This is a genomic window from Pseudomonas sp. GW821-FHT09C08, assembly GCF_059418125.1.
This window is the reverse complement of sequence record NZ_JBWKPG010000008.1, coordinates 172,204-196,713: the sequence shown is the minus strand read 5'-3', so window position 1 is coordinate 196,713 and position 24,510 is coordinate 172,204. Positions and strand designations below refer to the sequence as shown.

The 24,510-nt window shown below is 62.6% G+C and carries 24 protein-coding genes; 13 read left to right on the top strand and 11 right to left on the bottom strand.

Annotated elements, in window-relative coordinates; all coding sequences use genetic code 11:
- Position 1: 1 nt before the first annotated feature.
- The 10 genes from nuoE (at position 2) to nuoN (ending at position 11,981) form a co-directional block, all read left to right on the top strand.
- A complete protein-coding gene (nuoE, locus tag AC07OJ_RS25105) occupies positions 2-499 on the top strand; it encodes an NADH-quinone oxidoreductase subunit NuoE (protein ID WP_003174721.1) in 498 nt (165 codons plus the stop codon).
- Positions 496-1,851, top strand: a complete 1,356-nt coding sequence (nuoF, locus tag AC07OJ_RS25100; protein WP_099587018.1) for an NADH-quinone oxidoreductase subunit NuoF — start codon at positions 496-498, stop codon at positions 1,849-1,851. The genes nuoE and nuoF overlap by 4 nt, the downstream gene beginning before the upstream one ends.
- Positions 1,852-1,985: 134 nt before the next feature.
- Positions 1,986-4,700, top strand: a complete 2,715-nt coding sequence (gene nuoG / locus AC07OJ_RS25095; protein ID WP_213553244.1) for an NADH-quinone oxidoreductase subunit NuoG — start codon at positions 1,986-1,988, stop codon at positions 4,698-4,700.
- Entirely contained in the window at positions 4,697-5,704 is a 1,008-nt protein-coding gene (nuoH, locus tag AC07OJ_RS25090) for an NADH-quinone oxidoreductase subunit NuoH (RefSeq protein WP_003219563.1), read from the top strand. Before nuoG ends, nuoH begins: the two co-directional genes overlap by 4 nt.
- An 11-nt stretch (positions 5,705-5,715) precedes the next feature.
- Positions 5,716-6,264: an NADH-quinone oxidoreductase subunit NuoI gene (nuoI, locus tag AC07OJ_RS25085; protein ID WP_003174725.1), complete on the top strand. Its 549-nt coding sequence runs from the start codon at positions 5,716-5,718 to the stop codon at positions 6,262-6,264.
- A 9-nt stretch (positions 6,265-6,273) separates the two neighbouring features.
- Positions 6,274-6,777, top strand: coding sequence for an NADH-quinone oxidoreductase subunit J (gene nuoJ, locus AC07OJ_RS25080; RefSeq protein WP_065907526.1), 504 nt, complete (start codon positions 6,274-6,276; stop codon positions 6,775-6,777).
- Positions 6,778-6,779: 2 nt separating this feature from the next.
- Entirely contained in the window at positions 6,780-7,088 is a 309-nt protein-coding gene (gene nuoK, locus AC07OJ_RS25075) for an NADH-quinone oxidoreductase subunit NuoK (protein ID WP_003219560.1), read from the top strand.
- Complete coding sequence (nuoL, locus tag AC07OJ_RS25070; protein WP_495095396.1) at positions 7,085-8,938, top strand: NADH-quinone oxidoreductase subunit L; 1,854 nt, start codon at positions 7,085-7,087, stop codon at positions 8,936-8,938. Before nuoK ends, nuoL begins: the two co-directional genes overlap by 4 nt.
- Positions 8,939-8,977: 39 nt before the next feature.
- Positions 8,978-10,510, top strand: a complete 1,533-nt coding sequence (gene nuoM, locus AC07OJ_RS25065; protein ID WP_065907529.1) for an NADH-quinone oxidoreductase subunit M — start codon at positions 8,978-8,980, stop codon at positions 10,508-10,510.
- A gap of 7 nt (positions 10,511-10,517) precedes the next feature.
- A complete protein-coding gene (gene nuoN / locus AC07OJ_RS25060) occupies positions 10,518-11,981 on the top strand; it encodes an NADH-quinone oxidoreductase subunit NuoN (protein WP_003192122.1) in 1,464 nt (487 codons plus the stop codon).
- A 90-nt stretch (positions 11,982-12,071) separates the two neighbouring features.
- Here nuoN and AC07OJ_RS25055 read toward each other — a convergent pair whose 3' ends face one another.
- Positions 12,072-13,109: an AraC family transcriptional regulator gene (locus AC07OJ_RS25055; protein WP_065907530.1), complete on the bottom strand. Its 1,038-nt coding sequence runs from the start codon at positions 13,107-13,109 to the stop codon at positions 12,072-12,074.
- A gap of 204 nt (positions 13,110-13,313) precedes the next feature.
- Here AC07OJ_RS25055 and AC07OJ_RS25050 point away from each other — a divergent pair, with 204 nt between their 5' ends.
- On the top strand, positions 13,314-14,255 hold the full coding sequence (locus AC07OJ_RS25050) for a SphA family protein (RefSeq protein WP_120448974.1): 942 nt from the start codon (positions 13,314-13,316) through the stop codon (positions 14,253-14,255).
- An 837-nt stretch (positions 14,256-15,092) separates the two neighbouring features.
- Here the strand turns inward: AC07OJ_RS25050 and AC07OJ_RS25045 are convergent.
- The 5 genes from AC07OJ_RS25045 to AC07OJ_RS25025 form a co-directional block, all read right to left on the bottom strand.
- A complete protein-coding gene (locus AC07OJ_RS25045) occupies positions 15,093-16,301 on the bottom strand; it encodes a DSD1 family PLP-dependent enzyme (RefSeq protein ID WP_495095454.1) in 1,209 nt (402 codons plus the stop codon).
- Between the two features lie 56 nt (positions 16,302-16,357).
- Positions 16,358-17,689, bottom strand: a complete 1,332-nt coding sequence (locus AC07OJ_RS25040) for a D-arabinono-1,4-lactone oxidase (protein WP_495095453.1) — start codon at positions 17,687-17,689, stop codon at positions 16,358-16,360.
- 72 nt (positions 17,690-17,761) lie between these two features.
- Positions 17,762-18,121: a c-type cytochrome gene (locus tag AC07OJ_RS25035; protein ID WP_065900917.1), complete on the bottom strand. Its 360-nt coding sequence runs from the start codon at positions 18,119-18,121 to the stop codon at positions 17,762-17,764.
- Positions 18,122-18,267: 146 nt separating this feature from the next.
- Positions 18,268-19,020: an outer membrane beta-barrel protein gene (locus AC07OJ_RS25030; RefSeq protein WP_495095395.1), complete on the bottom strand. Its 753-nt coding sequence runs from the start codon at positions 19,018-19,020 to the stop codon at positions 18,268-18,270.
- A gap of 133 nt (positions 19,021-19,153) precedes the next feature.
- On the bottom strand, positions 19,154-19,981 hold the full coding sequence (locus AC07OJ_RS25025) for an arylamine N-acetyltransferase family protein (protein ID WP_495095394.1): 828 nt from the start codon (positions 19,979-19,981) through the stop codon (positions 19,154-19,156).
- Positions 19,982-20,101: 120 nt separating this feature from the next.
- Between AC07OJ_RS25025 and AC07OJ_RS25020 the strand changes: the two genes are divergently transcribed.
- Entirely contained in the window at positions 20,102-20,338 is a 237-nt protein-coding gene (locus tag AC07OJ_RS25020; RefSeq protein ID WP_065900922.1) for a DUF6555 family protein, read from the top strand.
- A gap of 30 nt (positions 20,339-20,368) precedes the next feature.
- Here the strand turns inward: AC07OJ_RS25020 and AC07OJ_RS25015 are convergent, their stop codons facing one another.
- On the bottom strand, positions 20,369-20,569 hold the full coding sequence (locus tag AC07OJ_RS25015; RefSeq protein ID WP_495095393.1) for a DUF6021 family protein: 201 nt from the start codon (positions 20,567-20,569) through the stop codon (positions 20,369-20,371).
- A 12-nt stretch (positions 20,570-20,581) separates the two neighbouring features.
- A complete protein-coding gene (locus tag AC07OJ_RS25010) occupies positions 20,582-20,761 on the bottom strand; it encodes a hypothetical protein (protein ID WP_065900931.1) in 180 nt (59 codons plus the stop codon).
- A 121-nt stretch (positions 20,762-20,882) separates the two neighbouring features.
- Between AC07OJ_RS25010 and AC07OJ_RS25005 the strand changes: the two genes are divergently transcribed.
- The gene (locus AC07OJ_RS25005) at positions 20,883-21,404 is read left to right on the top strand and encodes a DUF3087 family protein (protein ID WP_495095392.1); all 522 of its coding nucleotides are present in this window, start codon (positions 20,883-20,885) and stop codon (positions 21,402-21,404) included.
- Here AC07OJ_RS25005 and AC07OJ_RS25000 read toward each other — a convergent pair.
- Genes AC07OJ_RS25000 through AC07OJ_RS24990 form a run of 3 tightly spaced genes read right to left on the bottom strand, consistent with a single transcriptional unit; the run spans position 21,401 to position 24,440 of the window.
- Entirely contained in the window at positions 21,401-21,841 is a 441-nt protein-coding gene (locus AC07OJ_RS25000; RefSeq protein WP_262135411.1) for an MEKHLA domain-containing protein, read from the bottom strand. The genes AC07OJ_RS25005 and AC07OJ_RS25000 overlap by 4 nt on opposite strands.
- Positions 21,842-21,884: 43 nt before the next feature.
- On the bottom strand, positions 21,885-23,015 hold the full coding sequence (locus AC07OJ_RS24995; RefSeq protein ID WP_495095391.1) for an MFS transporter: 1,131 nt from the start codon (positions 23,013-23,015) through the stop codon (positions 21,885-21,887).
- 57 nt (positions 23,016-23,072) lie between these two features.
- Positions 23,073-24,440, bottom strand: coding sequence for an MFS transporter (locus AC07OJ_RS24990; RefSeq protein ID WP_495095390.1), 1,368 nt, complete (start codon positions 24,438-24,440; stop codon positions 23,073-23,075).
- Between the last annotated feature and the right edge of the window lie 70 nt (positions 24,441-24,510).

The window sequence follows — 24,510 nt, the reverse complement described above, 5'->3', positions numbered from 1 at the left end:
CATGAACAGCACGCTTATCCAGACAGACCGTTTCACCCTCAGTGAAACCGAGCGCTCGGCCATCGAGCACGAGCTGCATCACTACGAAGACCCGCGCGCGGCGTCGATCGAAGCCCTGAAGATCGTCCAGAAGGAACGTGGCTGGGTGCCGGACGGCGCCCTCTACGCCATCGGCGAGATCCTCGGCATCCCGGCCAGTGATGTTGAAGGTGTGGCAACGTTCTACAGCCAGATCTTCCGCCAGCCCGTGGGCCGCCACATCATTCGCGTGTGCGACAGCATGGTCTGCTACATCGGTGGCCACGAGTCGGTGGTCAGCGAAATCCAGAACAAGCTGGGCATCGGCCTTGGCCAAACCACCCCGGACGGCCGCTTCACGCTGCTGCCGGTGTGCTGCCTGGGCAACTGCGACAAGGCGCCGGCGTTGATGATCGACGACGACACATTCGGTGACGTGCAGCCTGCTGGCGTGACCCAATTGCTCGAGGGCTACCCATGACCCTTACATCTTTCGGCCCGGCCAACCTGATCAAGCGTTCGCCTGAGACCCACCCACTGACCTGGCGCCTGCGTGACGATGCCGAGCCGGTATGGCTCGACGAGTACCAGGCCAAGAACGGCTACGCCGCTGCGCGCAAAGCCTTCGCCGACATGGCCCAGGACGATATCGTCCAGACCGTGAAAGACGCCGGCCTCAAAGGTCGCGGCGGTGCAGGCTTCCCCACGGGCGTGAAGTGGGGCCTGATGCCCAAGGACGAATCCATCAACATCCGCTACCTGCTGTGCAACGCGGATGAAATGGAGCCGAACACCTGGAAAGACCGCATGCTGATGGAGCAACTGCCCCATCTGCTGATCGAAGGCATGCTGATCAGCGCCCGCGCGCTGAAAACCTACCGCGGCTACATCTTCCTGCGTGGCGAATACACCACCGCCGCCAAGCACCTCAACCGTGCCGTGGCAGAAGCCAAGGCCGCTGGCCTGCTGGGCAAGAACATCCTCGGTTCGGGTTTTGACTTCGAACTGTTCGTGCACACCGGCGCCGGGCGTTATATCTGCGGTGAAGAAACCGCACTGATCAACTCCCTCGAAGGCCGCCGCGCCAACCCGCGCTCCAAGCCGCCCTTCCCTGCCGCCGTGGGCGTGTGGGGCAAGCCGACCTGCGTGAACAACGTCGAGACCCTGTGCAACGTGCCGGCGATCATCGCCGACGGCGTCGACTGGTACAAATCGTTGGCCCGCGAAGGCAGCGAAGACATGGGCACCAAGCTCATGGGCTTCTCCGGCAAGGTCAAGAACCCGGGCCTGTGGGAGCTGCCTTTCGGCGTGACCGCCCGCGAGCTGTTCGAGGACTACGCCGGCGGCATGCGCGACGGCTACACCTTGAAAGCCTGGCAGCCAGGCGGTGCCGGTACCGGCTTCCTGTTGCCCGAGCACCTCGACGCACAGATGTATGCCGGCGGCATCGGCAAGGTGGGCACCCGGATGGGTACCGGCCTGGCGATGGCGGTGGACAACACCGTGAACATGGTCTCGCTGCTGCGCAACATGGAGCAGTTCTTTGCCCGTGAATCGTGCGGTTTCTGCACCCCATGCCGCGACGGTCTGCCGTGGAGCGTCAAGCTGCTGATGGCCCTGGAAAACGGCGAAGGCCGCGAGGGTGACATCGAGACCCTGCTGGGTCTGGTCGGTTTCCTCGGCCCAGGCAAGACCTTCTGTGCTCACGCACCGGGCGCCGTGGAGCCATTGGGCAGCGCAATCAAATACTTCCGCTCGGAGTTCGAAGCCGGCATCGCGCCTACCAGCGCCGCCGTCCCGCCTCTGGCGAGGCCGATCGTAGTCGGCGCGTAACGCTTAAAGAGCGAAGGGTCCGTGCCCTTCGCTTTCTCATGTGCTGACGCCGTCAAGGCTGTGTAGATGCACATGAATAACAAGATTCCATTAGCCACGCCCGCTGACAACGGGCCAACGAAGAACTTTGAACCATGGCCACTATCCACGTAGACGGCAAAGCGCTCGAAGTCGATGGGGCGGACAACCTGTTACAGGCGTGTCTGTCACTAGGCCTCGACATCCCTTATTTCTGCTGGCACCCCGCGCTTGGTAGCGTCGGTGCCTGTCGCCAGTGTGCGGTCAAGCAATACACCGACGAGAACGACACCCGTGGTCGTATCGTCATGTCCTGCATGACCCCAGCCACCGACAACACCTGGATTTCCATCGACGATGATGAATCCAAGGCGTTCCGCGCCAGCGTTGTCGAATGGCTGATGACCAACCACCCCCACGACTGCCCGGTCTGTGAGGAAGGCGGTCACTGCCACCTGCAAGACATGACGGTGATGACCGGCCACAACGAGCGTCGTTATCGCTTCACCAAGCGTACCCACCAGAACCAGGACCTCGGCCCGTTCATTTCCCACGAGATGAACCGCTGCATCGCCTGCTATCGCTGCGTGCGCTTCTATAAAGACTACGCCGGCGGCACCGACCTGGGCGTCTTCGGCGCCCACGACAACGTGTACTTCGGTCGCGTTGAAGACGGCGTGCTCGAAAGCGAGTTCTCCGGCAACCTCACCGAGGTCTGCCCGACCGGTGTGTTCACCGACAAGACTCACTCCGAGCGCTACAACCGTAAATGGGACATGCAGTTCTCGCCGAGCATCTGCCATGGCTGCTCCAGCGGTTGCAACATCTCCCCGGGCGAGCGCTACGGCGAACTGCGTCGGATCGAAAACCGCTTCAACGGGTCGGTCAACCAGTACTTCCTGTGTGACCGTGGCCGCTTCGGCTATGGCTACGTCAACCGCGAAGACCGCCCACGCCAGCCGCTGCTGGCCGGTGGCGCCAAGCTGAGCCTGGACGCGGCGCTGGATAAAGCCGCCGACCTGCTGCGCGGGCGCAACATCGTCGGTATCGGTTCGCCACGCGCCAGCCTCGAAAGCAACTACGCGTTGCGCGAGCTGGTCGGTGCCGAGCACTTCTACTCCGGTATCGAAGCCGGTGAACTGGAGCGCATCCGCCTGGTGCTGCAAGTGCTGAACGACAGCCCGCTGCCCGTGCCGAACATGCGCGACATCGAAGACCACGACGCCATCTTCGTGCTTGGTGAAGACCTGACCCAGACCGCTGCTCGCATCGCCCTGTCGCTGCGCCAGTCGGTCAAGGGCAAGGCTGAAGACATGGCCGAGGCCATGCGCGTACAGCCGTGGCTCGACGCCGCCGTGAAAAACATCGGCCAGCACGCGCTGAACCCACTGTTTATCGCCAGCCTGGCTGAAACCAAGCTCGACGACATCGCCGAAGAATGCGTACACGCAGCCCCCGACGACCTGGCCCGCATCGGTTTCGCCGTGGCCCACGCCCTTGACGCCAGCGCGCCTGCCGTCGACGGCCTGGACACTGAAGCCGTCGAACTGGCCCAGCGCATCGCCGACGCCCTGCTCGCGGCCAAGCGCCCGTTGATCATTGCCGGGACCTCGCTGGGTTCCAAGGCGCTGATCGAGGCGGCTGCCAACATCGCCAAGGCCCTGAAGCTGCGCGACAAGAACGGTTCCATCAGCCTCGTCGTGCCGGAAGCCAACAGCCTTGGCCTGGCCATGCTCGGTGGCGAATCGCTGGACGCGGCGCTGCAAACCGTAATCGACGGCAATGCCGACGCGATCGTGGTGCTGGAAAACGACCTGTACACCCGCACCGATGCCGCCAAGGTTGACGCTGCGCTCGACGCCGCCAAGGTGCTGATCGTTGCCGACCACCAGAAGACCGCCACCAGCGAACGTGCCGACCTGGTCCTGCCAGCCGCCACCTTCGCCGAAGGCGACGGTACCCTGGTCAGCCAGGAAGGCCGCGCCCAGCGCTTCTTCCAGGTGTTCGATCCGAAGTACATGGACGCCAGCATCCTGGTTCACGAAGGCTGGCGCTGGCTGCATGCCCTGCGCGCGACCCTGCTGAACCAGCCGATCGACTGGACCCAGCTCGACCACGTCACCGCTGCCGCCGCCGCAAGCGCACCGCAGCTGGCACGTATCGTCGATGCTGCACCGTCCGCCTCGTTCCGCATCAAGGGCTTGAAACTGGCCCGCGAACCGCTGCGTTACTCCGGTCGTACCGCCATGCGTGCTGACATCAGCGTGCACGAGCCGCGTACCCCGCAAGACCCGGACACCGCGTTTGCCTTCTCCATGGAAGGTTACTCGGGTTCGGTCGAGCCGCGTCAGCAAGTGCCATTTGCCTGGTCGCCGGGCTGGAACTCGCCGCAGGCCTGGAACAAGTTCCAGGACGAAGTCGGTGGTCACATCCGTGCTGGCGACCCGGGCACCCGCCTGATCGAAAGCACAGGTGATTCGCTGAACTGGTTCGCCGCGGTACCGCGTCCGTTCAACCCGGCCCAGGGCACCTGGCAGGTTGTGCCGTTCTTCCACCTGTTCGGCAGTGAAGAAACCTCTTCCAAAGCCGCGCCGGTACAAGAACGCATTCCAGCCGCCTATGTGTCCGTGGCCAAGTCCGAAGCCGACCGCCTGGGCGTCAACGACGGCGCCCTGCTCAGCCTCAACGTGGCTGGCCAGACCCTGCGCCTGCCGCTGCGCATCAACGAAGAGTTGGGTGCCGGCCTGGTTGCACTGCCCAAGGGCTTCGCCGGTATTCCAGCGGCGATCTTTGGCAAAACCGTTGACGGTCTGCAGGAGGCAGCGCAATGACCTGGTTCACCCCTGAAGTGATCGACGTGATCATCGCGGTCGTCAAGGCCATCGTGATCCTGTTGGCCGTGGTCGTCGCGGGCGCCCTGCTCAGCTTCGTCGAACGTCGCCTGTTGGGCTGGTGGCAGGACCGTTATGGTCCGAACCGCGTTGGCCCATTCGGTATGTTCCAGATCGCCGCCGACATGCTGAAAATGTTCTTCAAGGAAGACTGGACCCCGCCGTTTGCCGACAAGGTGATCTTCACCCTGGCACCCGTCGTGGCCATGAGCGCCTTGCTGATCGCCTTCGCGATCATCCCGATCACCCCGACCTGGGGCGTCGCGGACCTGAACATCGGCTTGCTGTTCTTCTTCGCCATGGCCGGCCTGTCGGTCTACGCGGTGCTGTTCGCCGGTTGGTCGAGCAACAACAAGTTCGCCCTGCTGGGCAGCTTGCGGGCCTCGGCCCAGACCGTCTCCTACGAAGTGTTCATGGGCCTCGCGCTGATGGGCATCGTGGTGCAGGTCGGCTCGTTCAACATGCGCGACATCGTCGAGTACCAGGCGCAGAACCTGTGGTTCATCATTCCGCAGTTCTTCGGCTTCTGTACCTTCTTCATCGCTGGCGTGGCCGTGACTCACCGTCACCCGTTCGACCAGCCGGAAGCGGAACAGGAACTGGCCGACGGTTACCACATTGAATACGCCGGCATGAAATGGGGCATGTTCTTCGTCGGTGAGTACATCGGCATCATCTTGATCTCGGCCCTGTTGGTCACGCTGTTCTTCGGCGGCTGGCACGGTCCGTTCGGCATCCTGCCGCAGTTGGCGTTCTTCTGGTTCTTCCTGAAGACCGCGTTCTTCATCATGTTGTTTATCCTGCTGCGCGCTTCCATCCCGCGTCCACGGTATGACCAGGTGATGGATTTCAGCTGGCGTTTCTGCCTGCCGCTGACCCTGATCAATTTGCTGGTGACGGCTGCCGTTGTGTTGTTGAACACGCCAGCCGGCGCGGTTCAGTGAGGATTTGACCCATGTTCAAATATATTGGCGACATCGTTAAGGGTACCGGTACCCAGTTGCGAAGCCTGGTGATGGTTTTCGGCCATGGCTTCCGCAAACGCGACACCCTGCAATACCCGGAAGAAGCGGTGTACCTGCCGCCGCGCTATCGCGGCCGCATCGTGCTGACCCGTGACCCCGATGGCGAGGAGCGTTGCGTAGCCTGCAACCTGTGCGCCGTGGCGTGCCCGGTGGGTTGCATCTCCCTGCAGAAAGCTGAAACCGAAGACGGTCGCTGGTACCCGGACTTCTTCCGCATCAACTTCTCGCGCTGCATTTTCTGCGGCCTCTGCGAGGAAGCTTGCCCGACCACCGCAATCCAGCTGACACCGGATTTCGAGATGGCCGAGTTCAAACGTCAGGACCTGGTGTACGAGAAAGAAGATCTGCTGATCTCTGGTCCCGGTAAAAACCCTGATTACAACTTCTATCGTGTTGCGGGTATGGCCGTTGCCGGTAAGCCGAAAGGCGCCGCACAAAACGAAGCCGAGCCGATCAACGTGAAGAGCTTGCTGCCTTAAGGAAGAAAGATGGAATTCGCTTTCTATTTCGCATCGGGTATTGCAGTGGTGTCCACGCTTCGCGTGATCACCAACACCAACCCCGTGCACGCCCTGCTCTACCTGATCATTTCGCTGATCGCCGTGGCCATGACCTTCTTCAGCCTCGGCGCACCGTTCGCCGGTGTACTGGAAGTGATTGCCTACGCCGGCGCCATCATGGTGCTGTTCGTGTTTGTGGTGATGATGCTCAACCTGGGGCCGGCCTCGGTCGCCCAGGAACGCGTCTGGCTCAAGCCCGGCATCTGGCTCGGCCCGGTGATCCTTGCAGCCCTGCTGCTGGCTGAACTGCTGTATGTGCTGTTCGCTCACCAGAGCGGCCAGGCCATCGGCCACACCACCGTGGACGCGAAAGCCGTGGGCGTCAGCCTGTTCGGCCCGTACCTGCTGGTGGTCGAACTGGCTTCGATGCTGCTGCTCGCTGCAGCCATCACTGCCTTCCACTTGGGCCGCAACGAAGCCAAGGAGCAATGACGATGCCTGCTATCCCTTTGGAGCATGGTCTGGCGGTCGCCGGCATCCTGTTCTGCCTTGGCCTGGTCGGCCTGATGGTCCGCCGTAACATTCTGTTCGTGTTGATGAGCCTGGAAATCATGATGAACGCCGCTGCACTGGCATTCATCGTGGCCGGTAGCCGTTGGGGCCAGCCGGATGGACAAGTGATGTTCATCCTGGTGATCAGCCTGGCAGCCGCCGAGGCCAGTATCGGCCTGGCGATCCTGCTGCAGCTGTATCGTCGCTTCCACACGCTTGATATCGACGCTGCCAGTGAGATGCGCGGATGAACATGATCTTTCTGACTTTCGTATTTCCCCTGATCGGTTTCCTGCTGCTGTCGTTCTCCCGTGGACGCTGGTCGGAAAACCTGTCTGCCCTGATCGGCGTGGGTTCCATTGGCCTGTCGGCGATTGTCGCCGCCTACGTCATCTGGCAATTCAACGTGGCACCGCCGGAAGGCGGCCACTACACCCTGGTGCTGTGGCAGTGGATGTCGGTGGAGGGCTTCAAGCCCAACTTCGCCCTCTACGTCGACGGCCTGTCGATCACCATGCTCGGCGTGGTCGTCGGCGTGGGCTTCCTGATCCACCTGTTCGCGTCCTGGTACATGCGCGGTGAAGCCGGTTACTCGCGCTTCTTCTCGTACACCAACCTGTTTATCGCCAGCATGCTGTTCCTGGTGCTCGGCGATAACCTGTTGTTCCTGTACTTCGGCTGGGAAGGCGTGGGCCTGTGCTCGTACCTGTTGATCGGTTTCTACTACAGCAACCGCAACAACGGTAACGCGGCACTCAAGGCCTTTATCGTGACCCGGATCGGCGACGTGTTCATGGCCATCGGCCTGTTCATCCTGTTCCAACAAGTGGGCACGTTGAACATCCAGGAACTGCTGGTGCTGGCACCGCAGAAATTCCAGGTCGGCGACTTCTGGATCACCCTGGCGACCCTGATGCTGCTGGGCGGCGCCGTGGGTAAATCGGCGCAACTGCCGCTGCAAACCTGGCTGGCGGATGCCATGGCCGGCCCTACCCCGGTTTCCGCACTGATTCACGCGGCAACCATGGTGACCGCCGGTGTCTACCTGATCGCACGTACCCATGGCCTGTTCACCCTGGCGCCGGAAATCCTGCACCTGGTGGGCCTGGTCGGCGGCGTGACCCTGGTACTGGCCGGCTTCGCCGCGCTGGTGCAGACCGACATCAAGCGGATCCTCGCCTACTCGACCATGAGCCAGATCGGCTACATGTTCCTGGCCCTGGGCGTCGGCGCCTGGGACGCGGCGATCTTCCACCTGATGACCCACGCCTTCTTTAAAGCCCTGCTGTTCCTTGCTTCCGGTGCGGTGATCGTTGCCTGCCACCACGAGCAGAACATCTTCAAGATGGGCGGCCTGTGGAAGAAACTGCCACTGGCCTACGCCAGCTTCATCGTCGGTGGTGCCGCACTCGCTGCCCTGCCACTGGTGACCGCAGGTTTCTACTCGAAAGACGAAATCCTCTGGGAAGCCTTTGCCAGCGGTAACCAGAACCTGCTGTACGCAGGCCTGGTCGGTGCCTTCATGACCTCGCTGTACACCTTCCGCCTGATCTTCATCACCTTCCACGGTGAAGCCAAGACCGAAGCACACGCAGGCCACGGCATCTCCCACTGGTTGCCACTGTCGGTGCTGATCATCCTGTCGACCTTCATCGGCGCCATGATCACTCCGCCACTCGCCGGCGTCCTGCCGGAAAGCGCTGGCCATGCCGGCGGTGCTGCCAAGCACAGCCTGGAGATCGCCTCGGGCGCCATCGCCATCGCCGGTATCCTGCTGGCGGCCCTGCTGTTCCTCGGCAAGCGCCGCTTCGTCACGGCCGTTGCCAACAGTGGCATTGGCCGCTTCCTTTCGGCCTGGTGGTTCGCCGCCTGGGGCTTCGACTGGATCTACGACAAACTGTTCGTCAAGCCCTACCTCGCCATCAGCCATGTACTGCGCAAAGACCCGCTCGACCAGACCATCGGTTTGATCCCGCGCGCCGCCAAGGGTGGTCACACTGCCCTGAGCCGCAGCGAGACTGGCCAATTGCGTTGGTATGCAGCTTCCATGGCGGCTGGTGCCGTCCTGGTGATCGGCGCCATTGTTGTGGTAGCGGTCTGATATGAACTTTGCGAACTTGCGAAAGGAAACGAGCCCGTCATGATTCTGCCCTGGCTAATCCTGATCCCCTTTATCGGCGGCCTGCTCTGCTGGATGGGTGAACGCTTCGGCGCCACCCTCCCCCGCTGGATTGCGTTGCTGACCATGTCCCTGGAACTCGCTCTCGGCCTCTGGCTGTGGGCCCACGGTGACTATTCATTTGCTCCGGCGCCTGGCGCCGATCCGACCTGGGCGCTTGAGTTCAAGCACGTCTGGATCCAGCGCTTCGGCATCAACGTGCACCTGGCCCTCGACGGCCTGTCGCTGTTGATGATCCTGCTGACCGGCCTGCTGGGTATCCTCTCGGTACTCTGCTCCTGGAAAGAGATCCAGCGTCACGTGGGCTTCTTCCACCTGAACCTGATGTGGATCCTGGGCGGTGTGGTCGGCGTGTTCCTCGCCCTCGACCTGTTCATGTTCTTCTTCTTCTGGGAAATGATGCTGGTGCCGATGTACTTCCTCATCGCGCTCTGGGGTCACAGTTCTTCGGACGGCAAGAAAACCCGGATCTACGCGGCGACCAAGTTCTTCATCTTCACCCAGGCTTCCGGCCTGATCATGTTGGTGGCGATCCTGGGCCTGGTACTGGTCAACTTCAACAACACCGGCGTGATTACCTTCAACTACGCCGACCTGTTGAAAACCAAGATGTCGCTCACCACCGAGTACATCCTGATGCTGGGCTTCTTCATCGCTTTCGCGGTGAAGCTGCCGGTGGTGCCGTTCCACTCCTGGCTGCCGGATGCGCACGCCCAGGCGCCAACCGCAGGTTCTGTGGACCTGGCCGGTATCCTGCTGAAGACCGCTGCTTATGGCCTGCTGCGTTTCGCCCTGCCGCTGTTCCCGAATGCCTCGGCCGAGTTTGCGCCGATCGCCATGACCCTGGGTCTGATCGGGATCTTCTACGGTGCCTTCCTGGCCTTCGCACAAACCGACATCAAGCGCCTGATCGCCTTCTCGTCCGTTTCCCACATGGGCTTCGTACTGATCGGCATCTACTCCGGCAGCCAACTGGCGCTGCAAGGCGCGGTGATCCAGATGTTGGCCCACGGTGTTTCGGCCGCTGCCCTGTTTATCCTGAGTGGCCAGCTGTACGAGCGCCTGCACACCCGTGACATGCGGGAAATGGGTGGCGTGTGGTCGCGCATCGCATACCTGCCGGCGATCAGCCTGTTCTTCGCCGCCGCGTCCCTGGGCTTGCCGGGTACCGGTAACTTCATCGGCGAGTTCCTGATCCTGATGGGGTCGTTCGTCCAGACGCCTTGGATCAGTGCCATCGCGACGTCCGGCCTGGTGTTCGGTTCGGTCTACTCGCTGATCATGATCCACCGCGCGTACTTCGGCCCGGCCAAGTCCGACACCGTCCTGCAAGGGATGGATGCTCGCGAACTGATCATGGTGCTCGGCCTTGCGGTATTGCTGATCTACATCGGCGTGTACCCGCAACCGTTCCTGGACACTTCTGCCGCAACGATGCATGGCGTGCAGCAGTGGTTCGGCACCGCCTTCTCTCAACTCGCTTCGGCCCGGTAAGAGCGCTATGGAATTCACGATCCAACACTTTATCGCGCTTGCGCCGCTGCTGATCACCAGCCTCACCATCGTGGTGGTGATGCTGGCGATCGCCTGGCGCCGCAATCACTCGCAAACGTTCCTGCTGTCCTGTGCCGGTTTGAACCTGGCCCTGCTGTCGATCATCCCGGCCCTCAAGGTCGCGCCACTGGCGGTCACCCCGCTGATGATGGTCGATGACTTCGCGCTGCTGTATATCGCGTTGATCCTGGTGGCGACACTGGCTTGCGTCACCCTCGCCCACGCCTATCTCGGCGAAGGCGGCACCGGCTACCCAGGCAACAAGGAAGAGCTGTACCTGCTGATCCTGCTGGCTGCGGCCGGCGGTATCGTGCTGGTCAGCGCGCAGCACCTGGCTGGCTTGTTCATCGGCCTGGAACTGCTGTCGATCCCGACCTACGGCCTGGTGGCCTACGCCTTCTTCAACAAGCGCTCCCTGGAAGCCGGCATCAAGTACATGGTGCTGTCTGCGGCCGGTTCCGCGTTCCTGTTGTTCGGCATGGCCCTGCTCTACGCCGAAGCCGGCAGCCTGAGCTTCACCGGTATCGGCCACGCCCTGGCCGCCACCAACAGCCCGGCGCCGATTGCCCAGTTGGGCCTGGCGATGATGCTGATCGGCCTGGCGTTCAAGCTGTCGCTGGTGCCGTTCCACCTGTGGACCCCGGACGTGTACGAAGGCGCCCCGGCGCCGGTGGCCGCGTTCCTGGCGACCGCGTCGAAAGTGGCGGTATTTGCGGTGATGGTGCGTCTGTTCCAGATCTCGCCAGCGGCCAACACCGGGGTGCTGAGCAACGTGCTGACCGTGATCGCCATCGCGTCGATCCTGTTCGGTAACCTGCTGGCCCTGACCCAGAACAACCTCAAGCGTCTGCTCGGTTACTCGTCCATCGCCCACTTCGGCTACCTGCTGATCGCCCTGGTGGCGAGCAAAGGCCTGGCCGTGGAAGCCATCGGCGTGTACCTGGTCACCTACGTGATCACCAGCCTCGGCGCGTTCGGCGTGATTACCCTGATGTCCTCGCCGTACAAAGGCCGTGACGCCGACGCCCTGTACGAATACCGCGGCCTGTTCTGGCGCCGTCCGTACCTGACCGCCGTACTGACCGTGATGATGCTGTCCCTGGCCGGTATCCCGCTGACTGCAGGTTTCATCGGCAAGTTCTACATTGTCGCTACCGGTGTCGAAGCCCACGAATGGTGGCTGGTTGCCTCGCTGGTGCTGGGCAGCGCCATCGGCGTGTTCTACTACCTGCGCGTGATGGTCACCCTGTACCTGATCGAGCCAAACCTGCGCCGTGTGGACGCCGAGCTGCATTGGGAACAGAAGGCAGGCGGCGTGATGCTGCTGGCCATCGCCCTGCTCGCGTTCTTCTTGGGCGTGTACCCACAACCGTTGCTCACCCTGGTGCAGCACGCGGTACTGGGCGTTTGATCGCTTAGCAGGATGCAGTCAACAGAAACGGCACCTTCGGGTGCCGTTTTTGCGTTCTGGGCAATCACCAGGCAAAGCTTACGCGACCGACTACGCCGCCCCTCCCCCGTCACCGCGAAACGCACTGGGGCTCACCCCCGTCCAGCGCTTGAACGCCCGCCGAAAACTGCGCACGTCGCTGTAGCCAACTTCCTCGGTGATGCGCTCGATAGACAATCCCGGATTTCCCAGCAGCCCCATGGTCCGGGCGCGACGAACCTGCTCCAGCAAGGCCTCGAAGGTCAGCCCGTGTTCGGTCAGGCGGCGACGCAGGGTACGCCCGCTCATGTTCAGGTCACTCGCGACCTTCTCCAAGTGGCTGCCCTGCAAGTCGCGGGAAATTGCGCGCTCCACCGCCTGGATCAGGTCCATCTTCTGGTGCAGCTGGGCACTCTCCAGCTCCAGCAACTCCAGGGCCTGGCGCAGCGCCAGGGCATGGTGATTGGGCAGGCGCACATCCAGCCAATGGGGCGCCAGCACCATGCGGTTGTGCAGGCAGCCAAAACGCACATCGGCGCCAAACAGCTGCGGGTACTGCGCCGCATAAGGCGGTGCGGCATGCACGAACTCCACGCGCAGCGGCATGAATTCAGCCCCCACGAGCGCGCGGCCGTACACCATCAGGCTGGCGAAGAACTCCTCGGCGGCAAACACCTGGACCTCGGCATACGGCAGCAGGCACTCGACGTCGATAAACACCTCGTGGGGCCCTTCATGCGTGCGGGTGGTGGCGATGCCCCCGGAGGTGTGCTGATGGCGCTCGCCGATGGCAAACGCATCGCGCAAGGTCTTGCACAAGGAAATCACGTGGCCGAGCAAGCCGAGGGTGCCGAGCACATTCTGATGGCCCACCCACAGCCCCAGGCCCTGGTCGGGCAACACCCTCAGCGCACGCTGGATCATCGCCACCGCCTGACGATAGGAAATGCGTTGGGCCGGGTCATCCAGGTCGGCCAGGGTGAACCCCAGGCCACGGCACAGGGCCTCGGCATTGGCGCCTTTCTGCGCCACCACCTGCCCGAGCGTCTGCAACAGGAACGGCGACACGAGCGCCAACTCGAAGTGCGGGTCTACGGCTTTCCTTTGCATGGCTCACGGGTTCCTGACTGAGTGCTTCAGTTCTTGTTTTGGAAACATCCTGTTAATCATAGGCGCTTGCAAGAGCCGCTGCACCATGAGTGAAAACTGTCCGGCAAAGTCCCCCTATCTGGCCGCCAAAACCCTGCCCTGCCGGGCGTCCAGGGCTTATTTCTATGGGCCAGCGGTGCCCTAACAATAATAAAGAGGCCAGACATGAACCCCACCCGTGCGTTTCACCCACTGCCGTTCGCCCTGTTGAGCCTGATCAGCCTGCCGGCCCTGGCCACCGAAGGCGGCGTTGACAACATCGGCCCCGGCACCGACGGCTTCTACATCCTGCCCCTGGATGTGAACAACCTGCCGGACCATATGTTCGCCTTCAACCTGTACTACAACCACTACGAAGCGCGGAAATTGGACATCAGCTCCCTGGGCGGCAAGGTGCCGGACGTGCGCATCAAGTCCGACGCGATCATCCCGCGCCTGGACTACCTGAGCCCGGTGCGCATTTTCGGCGGGCGCCTGGGCGGCTACATTGCCCAGCCCTACCTCAAGCAACAGGTGGCGCTGTTCGGTATGTCGGACCAGCGCGAAAGCATGGGCGACACCACGGTGGCGCCGATCATCCTGTGGGACATGGGCCCCCGCCTGACCTTGGCCACCGCCGTGGAGATCACACTGCCCACCGGCGAATACGACGCTTCGCGGTTGGCCAACACCAGCAACAATTTCTACACCTATAAACCGTTGGTCTCGGCGACCTGGATGCCTGACGATCGCACTGAACTGTCGATCAAGGCTACCTACAGCTTCAACCAGGAAAATCACGACACCGACTACCGCTCCGGGCAGATTTTTCACTTCGATTATTCGGCCAGCTACAAGGTCACTGACAACCTGAGCCTGGGGGTGAATGGTTACTACCTCAAGCAGACTACCGACGATAAGCAGTACGGGCACACGGTGGTGAATATTTTTGGCGAGGAGGTGAACGACGGGGTGCGCGGACAGGTTTTTGCGATCGGCCCGGCGGTGTATTTCACCTTTCTCAAGTACGCCAGCGCAGAGGTGCGGTGGGCCAAGGAGTTTGATGTGGAGAATCGGCCGGAGGGGGATATGTTGTGGGCCAAGGTGACGATTCCGTTTGCTTTGTGAGGGGTGGTGTACATATCCGATGTTGCGGTAATGGCTGACATTGGTTCCGCTCTTACAGCGGGTCACTTTTGGAAAAGCCCCAAAAGTAACCAAAAGGGCTCTTGCCCCAACACTCGGCACCTCGCCTAGGCTCGGTGTGCCCTCACTCCGGCCAGCGTGTTTAATGGGGCGCCTAGATCAAGATCAAGGTCAAAAGCGGCTCGCTTCGCATCGTGGGTTGTGTTTGTTTGCGCCAGGCCGGTATTGAGGCCGACACCGCCGATTCCCTGTGGGAGCCGTCGAGCCCCGGCGAGGCCGCGAAAGCGGTGTGTCAGGCACTAAATTCATTGGCAATGCCGCCGCCTTCGCGGCCTCGCTGGGGCTCGACGGCTCCCACATTTGGTCTTCGGGGCGGCGGATTATGGGGGGTGACTCAAGGCTGCTTGCGACAGGCCGGTATCGAGGCCAACACCGCCGATCCCCTGTGGGAGCCGGCCCCTACAGATTTCTGCTCTTGATCTAACCACTCAGGCCGGCTGTCAGGCCGCCGTGCTTTTGCTTTTGATCTTGATCTAGGCGCCCCATCAAACACGCTGGCCGGAATTCGATATTGATTTGGGGGGTAAACCGGCAGGGATGCCGGTTTAGCCGCCCCGCGCCATGGATGGCGCGTGGCGGCGGCCCCCCAAATCAATGTCGGATTACGGGCACACCGAGCCTAGGCGAGGTGCCGAGTGTTGGGGCAAGAGCCCTTTTGGTTACTTTTGGGGCTTTTCCAAAAGTGACCCGCCGTAAGGGCGGAACCATAACTCGCCATTACCGCAGCAATGGATATGTACACCACCCTCCCCCCAACCGTCAGCCATAAACAGCCCAAGCATCAACAACCCTCCCCCCCCGAACCGCCAGCAAATCCCCAAACTGCAACAACACAAACTCACTCTGGGTCGGCCGCAAAAACACCTGGTCCTCCACCCTCAAGCCCACCGCAGGCGAGCCATTGACCATCTCCTGGTTAGAGCTACGCCCAAACACCTCATTGCTCTGCAACCCCTGGGGCGATTCAAACTCCGCCATCCAGTTCCCGCCATAAATAAACAACGTCTCCCGCTGGTTCGGGTCCCACCACGAAAACAACCGCGACACACCCTCCAGCGCCGGAATATCCACCGGGCCCGTGCTTTTCAACACCGGCGTGGCAATAAACGCCGCCGGCACATGCTCAGTCAGCGATGGCAAATCGTAATGCGTAGGCTTGAGCAACGCCGTGCCCACCGACACCTCGGTACTCAAGCGCTCCTGCTCATGAATGCGATAACTCGGACTGCCCGCCGTGTTCAGCGTCAACCCGTCGCGCCATAACCCGGGGAACTGCTGGCGAGTAAAATCCACAGCGCCGTTGTAGCGTTGCATCACCTGCTCGAACAACGCCTGGGGCGAGCCGAGGATACCCGGCACCCCCATGCCCACGAACGGGTCATAACCCATGAAACCCGCAAACACCAAGTGCTGCGGGTGCGCGCCGATCAGCGTGAGCATCTGCCCCAGCACCGCGTTGTCACGGATACCGCCGCGGTGCAGCCCCACATCCAGTTCGATATTCACCCGCAGACGCGTGCCCAGGCCCTGGGCCAGCGTCAGGTACTGCTGCAACCGCTCAGGCGTATCCAGCAGCCACTGCAACTGCCGCGAGGGGTCGAACGGCCCTTTATGCGTTTGATAAAACAGCTCGGCCGAGCGCACCGGCAACGGCTTGCCCATCAGGATATCGGCGTCGGGAAATACCTGCGCATCGTGATTCAGAAACGGCTGGTGAAACGACATCAACCGCTGAGTACCAGCGCGCTTGGCGATATACGCCAGCAGCCCCGGCGACGGCAGTGACTTCTCCACCAGCCGCAGCTGCTTGCCGCCGCGCTGCACCGATTGCATGACCACGTCGATATTGTGATCCAGGCGGTCCAGGTCGATCAGCATCACCGGCCGCATCGGGCCATGGGCCTTCAACTCATTATTGAGGTTGCGAAAGTATTCGCTGTACGGCGCGCCGCGATCACTCGGACGCAGCAGCCAGGCACCTGCCGCGACTAAAGCCGCGGTGCCCAGCACAAAATGTCGGCGATTCATCGGGCCACTCCCAGGATCGATTGCAGGTGCGCATTGAGGAATTTGCCGCTCGGGTCCAGCTCGCGGCGCACGCAGGTGAATTCATCCCAGCGCGGGTACAGCGGCTGCAGCGTGCGGGCATTGAGGGTGTGCAACTTGCCCCAGTGCGGGCGTCCGGCGTATTTCCAGAAGATCGGCTCCACGGCGGCGAAGAAGTTGTGGTGGTCCATGGCGTAATGCTGGTGCACGGAGATCGAGCAACTGTCGCGGCCCTCGAACATGCTCAAGGGAATGTCATCCGCCTTGACGTAGCGGTACTCGATGGGAAACCAGGTGCGCAGGTCCTTGTCGTTGATCAGCTTGAGGATCTCGCGCAGGCACGCCGGGCCGTGTTCGGCGGGCACCGAATATTCCATCTCGTTGAAACGCACGTTGCGCACATTGGCGTAGACCTCGAACGACTCGGCCACCCGGTCCTCGAAACTGGCGAAAAAACGCAGGCTGTTGAGCAAGGTGCGACGCGTGTCCGGGAAGTCGCTGGCGTACTTGTCGAGCTTTTCGATGATCGACACGAATTCGTTGCCGCCCGCCTCGGCCGGGTCGATGGGCGGCGTCGGCGCATCGCCGGTTTCGTTGAGGGCGATGGACAGCGCGTAGTCGGAATGGGTCACCACGAGCATTTCCCAGTGCTGGTTCTCGCGGGTGTTCTTCTCGACGTCTTCCAGCAGCTCTTCGGTCCTGGCGATCCATTGGCGTTCGCGCAGGCGGTAAGGCGCGCGGTTCTGCGAGCGGATCCGGGTGGCCACGCCCAATGCGCCAAGGGAGACCCGGGCGGCGTTGAACACCTCGGCATGGCGCTGGGCGTCGCAGTCCAGGACCTCGCCCTGGGCAGTGACCAGTTGCAGCCCGGTGACGCAGCCGGAATACGAGGTAAAGCCGACGCCGGTGCCATGGGTCGAGGTGGAAATCGCGCCGGCCAGGGTCTGGTAGTCGATGTCCGCCATGTTCGGCAGCGCCTGGCCCACGGCCTTGAGCGCCGGGCCCATGCGCGACATCGGCGTGCCGGCGGCAAAGGTGGCCTGCAACGTGGCCGGGTCGTGGTCCAGCAGCCCGTTGAAATAACTCAACGACAGCAACGTGCCGTCGGTGGGCACCAGCGCACTGAAGGAATGCGCCGAGCCCACCGGGCGGATCTGCCCCGGCGCCTGGCGAATCACCTGCACCAGTTCGTCCAGGTCCTTGGGGGCCAGCCGCGCCAGGGGCAGGCAGGTCTGCGCCCCCGACCAGTTGCGCCACGGAATCAGGCGCGGCGCCCGCGCCAACTGGGCGAGTGTCGGGTTACTCGCCAGTGCCAGGAATGCCCCGGCGAGTGCCGAGCCTTGCAAGAGTTGCCGCCGTGAAAGCGTCATCCACCACCCCTTTTATTCTTGTTGGAGTTGAACACCGGCCATAAAGCTGATCAGCGCCACAAACTGCTGTTCAGAACACTGCATGCACAGGCCCATCGGCGGCATGCCGTTGTAGCCGTTGATGCTGTGGTCCAGCAGCGTGTCCACGCCTTGGGCAACACGCGGGCTCCATGCGGCCTTGTCGCCGCTCAGCGGCGCGCCGGACGCCGGGTTGGCGTGGCACAGCTTGCAACTGCTGTCGTAGACCTGGGCCAGTGCCGGGTCGACGGGCATGGCAATCGCGGCCGTGGCACGTGCGGGGGGATGTCTGGGGGTGTCGTCACAGGCGGCAAGCAGGCCGGATACGGCCAACAACAAGGCAATGCAACGCATGGCCAGCCTCTCTTCTTATACGGTGGAAAGCGATTCCACACTAAGGCAGCGGCGGCGCGGCGTTGAGGGTTTTGCGGGACACAAAGGGGGGCATTACCGGACAGCCGGATGCGGGGCGTTGGCCTCCCCGCATCCGGCAGTGGGGCTTAGAACGCGATACCGACCTTGAAGCCGTATTCATCACGCTTGAGCTTGGTGTTGTCGGCCACTGCCGAGTCTTCGTCAAGCTTGTACTCGGTGCGGGTGTAGTACAGGCCCGCCATCACTGGCAGGTCGCCCTTCTGGTTCATCAGCAGGCTGACTTCGGCATACGGGTTGGTGCGGTCCTTGAGGTCGACGGTGTCGCTGCCGACGTCTTCCACCTTGAGCTTGGCGCGCCCGTCGAGGGTGCGGCGCGCACCGGCTTCGACACGCAGGGTCATGTCATCGAACTGGTGGTTGTAACCCAGCGCGGCCTTGGCGAACGGCGATTTGTTGGTGAGCTTGACGTCGTAGTCGTTGGTGTCCGGCTCGTAGCGGGTCCAGCTGTAGCCACCGCCCACGATCACGTCGACGAAGTTGCGCGCATCCAGCGCGGCACGCCAGCCGAGGTCCAGGTCGGCCTGGCCTTCCTTGAGTTTGTTGTCGCTCTTTTCGCCGTATTTGGCCTCGATACCGGCCTGGTAGATAAACCCGGATTCACCGGTCAGCTTGTTGCCGAAGGTGTAGAACAGGCCCGCTTCAGGCATGTGGTCCTTGTCGCTTTCGCTGCCGCCTTCGAGTTTGAAGTCGTTGTAGCTGCCCTGGATCCCGAAGGTCGAAATCGGGTCGGTGGACGGGGCCGCAAACACCACGGCAGGCGCGGCAACCAGTGCCAGTACCGAGGTGTTCTTGAGGAATTTTCCGAATAGCTTGGACATCGTTTTACATCTCCTTGTCTGGTGAGCAAATTATTCAGGAACCGGTTCGAACCCCCGCTCGCGCCAAAGGTTCGAATTAATTTGCCCGGTTGTGGAGGTAAAACGGTTCAGCGCAGGCTCTAGATCAATACTCTTACGCGGTTGCCACTATTAAGCCATCAAGCGCCGGGCGCAACACAGCCGCAGGCGGCAGACGAATACCAAATGTCTCGCTGAGCAACGTCGACAGCTCATCCGCGCTCTCAAGCGTGCGCTTGTCACTTGGACGATCCAGGTAATGCACCGCGTAGTGGGCGTTGTTCAGGGTATGGCGTTTGCCCGCGGCCAGGCGCGCGACTTTCAGTTGGCCCACAAACGGCGATTGCGGGTGCGTGGAGACGTACCAGTTGCCGATTTCGTAGTCGATGGCCGCCTGCACTTGCAGGTCGAACACATACAACCCACGCCACTCCCCGCCCACCTGCGCCCACAAGGTGTAACTGCCCTGCCCGTCGCGGCTCAGCCGATAGGGTTCGTGGGCGGTGGCCTGCACCGCCTCGCTGTCCAGTTGCAACGGGCTGCTGGGCACCATGCCGCCGAAACCGACATCGGTGATGTAGCGCACGCCGTCCAGGGTCACCAGGCTCAGGCGGTGGGTGCGCGCGGTGTGCGCATCCGGCGGCCCGCCCATGACCACGCGGCCGGTGATGCCGCGCGCGTCGAAACCCAGCTCCTGCAACAACGCGAGGAACATCTGGTTGAGTTCATAGCAATAGCCGCCCCGCCCATCGAACAGTACTTTTTGCTCGACGCTGGGCAGGTCGATCGGCACCGGCAGGCGCAGCAGGGTCGACAGGCTTTCAAAGGCGAAGGTGCAGACGTGGCGCAGCTGCAACTCCTGCAGTGTCTGCAAGGTCGGCGGTGGCACGGTGTCGTAGCCCAGGCGTTGCAGGTATAGCTGGCTATGAATCAGTCGCGGCATGACACGGTCCTTGGGCACGGGGCGGGTGCGTCACTATGCCGTGCCGACGTGCGGATTGTCATTTTGAATGAACCTTTTTGAACACTCCCATATCCATCTATAACAAGACAGGGAGGCAACATGAGTACCGCAAAAATCTACACCATCCACTATCAGCTGCACGGTCAACCGAAGTCCTTTGTAGTGCGCGCCGAAGTGATGAACAACGCCGAGGCCTGGCACTGGGCGGCCGTTGATGCCGACATTGCACACGTCAGCCGAATCGGCCGCGTGGGTCACGAGCAGGTGAAGAAAACCACGCGTCCCTGGGCAGAAAAATACGGGATTACCGAAGTGACCTGGACACCACCCAAGTAAACAAAAGCCCCGCTCAATGGCGGGGCTCGTTTACTTCTTCAAGTCGCCCAACGGATCGTAGGGCGGCTTTTTTTTTGCCTCATCCTTATCCTTCTGATCCAACGGCGCGATTGCCGCACCGATGGGGTCGACCTGCGGGTCGGACACGTCCGGCGAGTCCGGGTCGAAGCCCAACTCATCCTTGTCACGCACCTGTTCGTTGGAAGCCGGGCCATCTGGGCGTTTGTTCATTACCGTCTCCTGTTACAGCGGGCGAGCCTGGTCGTGGAGGTTTTCGAGGTCTTCCTCGACGCGCTCGACATCATCGTGTTCGTCACGCTCTTTCGGGTCATTGGGGCGCAACGCATCGTTGTCGCGCTCTTCTTCACCGGGTGTGCGATCGGGGTCGGGGGTACCGGGTGGCGGCTGCTTGTAGTCGGGCATGATGGTTCACCTCACGGGGGTTGTGGTGTACCCAGGTTTAGAGAAAGCCCTGGGAACCATCGTTCAACTTGATTGCGCAAAGCATGCGAAGATGCCAGCCCTATGTGGAGAAATGACCCGGATGTTCGAACTCAAACCCTGCGACCCCGTCACCTACCGCCAACAGACCCGCCGCAGTACGCTGATCGTGGCGGTGCTGTTCCTGGCCTTGGCGATGCTGCTGTCGAGCCTGGCGGTGATGCTGTTCGGCGAGCCCGGCGGTGACAACATGCGTTTCAATGTCGGGGGAGTCTTTGCCGGGGTGCTGGTCACCGTCGCCCTGGTGCGCGGGCTGTTCTGGAACCAGCCGTGGCTGGCGGCAGCGGTGTATGGCTGGCAGCTCAAGCGCAGCCTGATGAGCGTGACCAATGTGATGCACACCGTCACCGCGCGCGTGCAGGCCGATGACCCGACGGCGATCAAGCTGCTGCGCTTCTACCACCTGGGGCTGACGCAGATGCACGCGTTGGACGCCAACTCCAGCGCCCAGGCGCAACTGGCCGGGGAGATCCAGGCGCACGCCGCAAAGATGCAGGCACTGGGGATCGACACCGAGCAAACCCGCCTCGATCCCGCCTGGCTGGAACGTCTTAAAAGCGCTTAAGCCAATACGCCGATACGTTGCCGATCCGGCCAGAACAGCGCCGCCTGGCCGCAGGGCCGGTCCGCCGCATCGAGCAAGGTCCACACCACCCCGGCATAAATCATGAAGGGCTGGTTATGCGCGTCCACCCGCCAACCGCTGTAGCCCTCGGCGATGCCATGGGCGCTGACCTGTTCCAGCAGCGCCTGGCGCGCGGCGCGGTCCAGTTCCGAGGCACTGAACCGCGACGGCATGCCGATGAAGCGCTCGCGCGGGTATTTGAAGCACTGCAAGGCGCATTCATTCACGTAGGTAAAACACGGGTCCGCTGCGCCATCATGGGCCAACAGACTGTAGGGCGCCTGGGTGTGCAGCCAGTCCAGGCGTTGTTGCGGATCCAGGTGAGCGGGCGCCGGCAGTCCCTGGCCGGTCCAGTGGCGATAGGCAGCGTCCAGCACCTGTATCAAGGGTTCTTGTCGGGACACACACAACCTCAGCTTGTCAGTTGGAAATCCTCGCGCGCCAGCAGAACACCGCGCTCACGGCAATCGCCGCGCCGGCCACGCCGAACACCCACGGTGCCGAGGCGATCGGCAGCAGCAGGCCCGCCAGCAACGGCCCCAGGCCCGCGCCGATATCACGCCACACCGCATTGGACGCCAGGGCCGACACGCGCATCGAACCGGGGTTGCGCTCGGCCACCAGGGTGGTCACCAACGGCAATTGCAGCGCACGCAACACCAGCACCGCCGCTGCACCGACAATCACCCAATAGCTGCCGAACGCGGTGAGGGCCAGGGCACTCAGGAACGAAAACAGCAACAGCATCGACGTCGCACCAAAGCGCTGGGCCGCATGGCCGCCGAGGGGGCTCAGGAGCATTTCGGAGACATAACGCAGCGCCATCAAGCCACCGGCGATCAACACCGCATCGCCGCCGAGCAGCTTCTGCGCCTGGATCGACAGGCCAAAGATAAACAGCCCGTCGAGTGCCACCCCTTCGATAAACGACCACAGCGCCACGCTGTCGGGCCACTTGAAACGCCGCCCCGGGGTGCTGTGCAAATTATGTCCGACAGTAGGCAGGCCGCGCGCCATCCACAAGCCCACCAGGCAGCACCCGGCCAGAATCAGAAAAATCGGACGCGGCCCGGCCCACATTGTCAGCCAGCCCCCCAGTGGCAACGCCAGCATCGGTCCGAGGGCGATCAACGCCCGCGACCGCCCTGCCCGGCGCGCGGCACCGGCCGGTTCCGCGGTCGCCAGCACTTGGGTCGAGAGGTTCAGCGCGGCAAAACACAAGCCCCAGACCAGCCGCAGCCCGAGCAGCGCCGCAAAGCCCGACAATACCGAATTGCCCAGCGCACACAGCGTGGCGGCCCCGGCGGCGATCATGCAGGTCAGCCGGTCGCCGTTGCGCGCGTAGAAATTCAATACATGGCGGTAACCGAAAATCCGCACCAGGCGGTTGGCTGCCAGCAGCACCCCGGCCTGCGCCAGGGTGATGCCGAAGGCCTGGGACTCCATGGGCAGCAACAGGTAGAGCAACACGTCACTGGGCAGGCATAAGGCGAGGGTCAGCGCGGCGCGGCGGGACTGGGTATCAGCGGTACGGAGGGCCAGGCTGGACATAAATCTGAAACATCCCGAAATATTCAGGTCGCCACGGTAGCCTTCCCACCGCGGGTTTTACAACGGCTTTTTCCCGTAGGGCAGCAAACGCAAGCCACTGGCCACGGCGCCCACCAGCGCGAATGCACAGCCCAGCCACAAGGCATACTGCGGGCCGCTGCCGACAAACAGGTGGAAACACAAGGCCACCAACGACGCCCCCAGCGTCTGCCCGAGCAAGCGTGAAATCGCCACGATACCGCTGGCACCGCCGCTGCGTGCCAATGGCGCGCTGGTCATCAACGCCTTGAGGTTGGGCGACTGGAAGAACCCGAAACCGGCCCCGCACAACGCCATGCGCCAACCGATATCGAACGCCGAGGCGCCGCTGCCCAGGCTCGCCAGTGCGGCCATGCCCACACTCAGCATCAGCAGGCCGATGCCGCACAACGCGCCCAGCGACACGCGGTCCGCCAGGCGTCCGGCCACCAGCGCCATCACCGCAACCACCGCCGGCCACGGCGTCATCAGGAAACCGGTTTCTACCTGGCTATGCCCCAGCACCGCCTGCAACAGGAACGGCAGTGACACAAACGCCAGGCCCTGGGCGCTGAAGGCACAGATTGCCGTCAGGGACGACAAGGCAAACACCGGCCGCTTGAACAGGTCCAGGGCCAGCATCGGCGCCGGGTGCCCGGCCTGGCGACGCAACAGCAACGCACCGCACACCAGCGCCACGGCGATCAGGCCCAGGGTCAGCGCGCCCTGGGCGCCATGCACCGCCGTGCCCAGGCCCAGCACCAACAGGGCAAACAGCCCGGCACACAGCACCGCCGCCCACCGGTCGAAGGCGTGCCCGGTCATCGGCAGGGTCGGCAATGAGCGCAATCCCAACGCCAAGGCCAGCAGCCCCAAAGGCACGTTGATCAGGTACAGCCAGTGCCAGGTCGCCACCGAGAGGATGGCCGACGCTGCGGTCGGCCCCAAGGTAAACGCCAACCCCACGACCAGCGAGTTATAGCCGAGGCCACGCCCGAGCATTTTCGACGGGTAGATATGCCGCAGCAGCGCGGTATTCACGCTCATGATCGCCGCCGCCCCCAACCCTTGCACCACCCGCGCAGCGGTCAGCGTGACCAGCGAACCGGCCAGCCCGCAAAACAGCGACGAGAGGATAAACACCAGCAACCCGCCGAGGTACACGCGGCGATGCCCCAGCACATCACTCAGGGACGCGAACGGCAGCACCGTGGCGATAATCGCCAGTTGATAGGCATTGACCACCCAGATCACCGAGGCGGAATCGGTGCCGATCCCTTCGGCCAGGGTCGGCAGTGCGGTATTGACGATGGCCGTGTCCAGGGTGGCCATGCCGATCCCCAGGGAGATCGCGATCACGGCCGGCAGGCGTTTGTTGAGGGGCAGCCCATCGGCAACAGAAGACATGAACAATCCGCACAGGTGGCAAAGGTGTCTAGATTACGGGCAGATCGGGATTTTTTCAGTGAGTGATTGC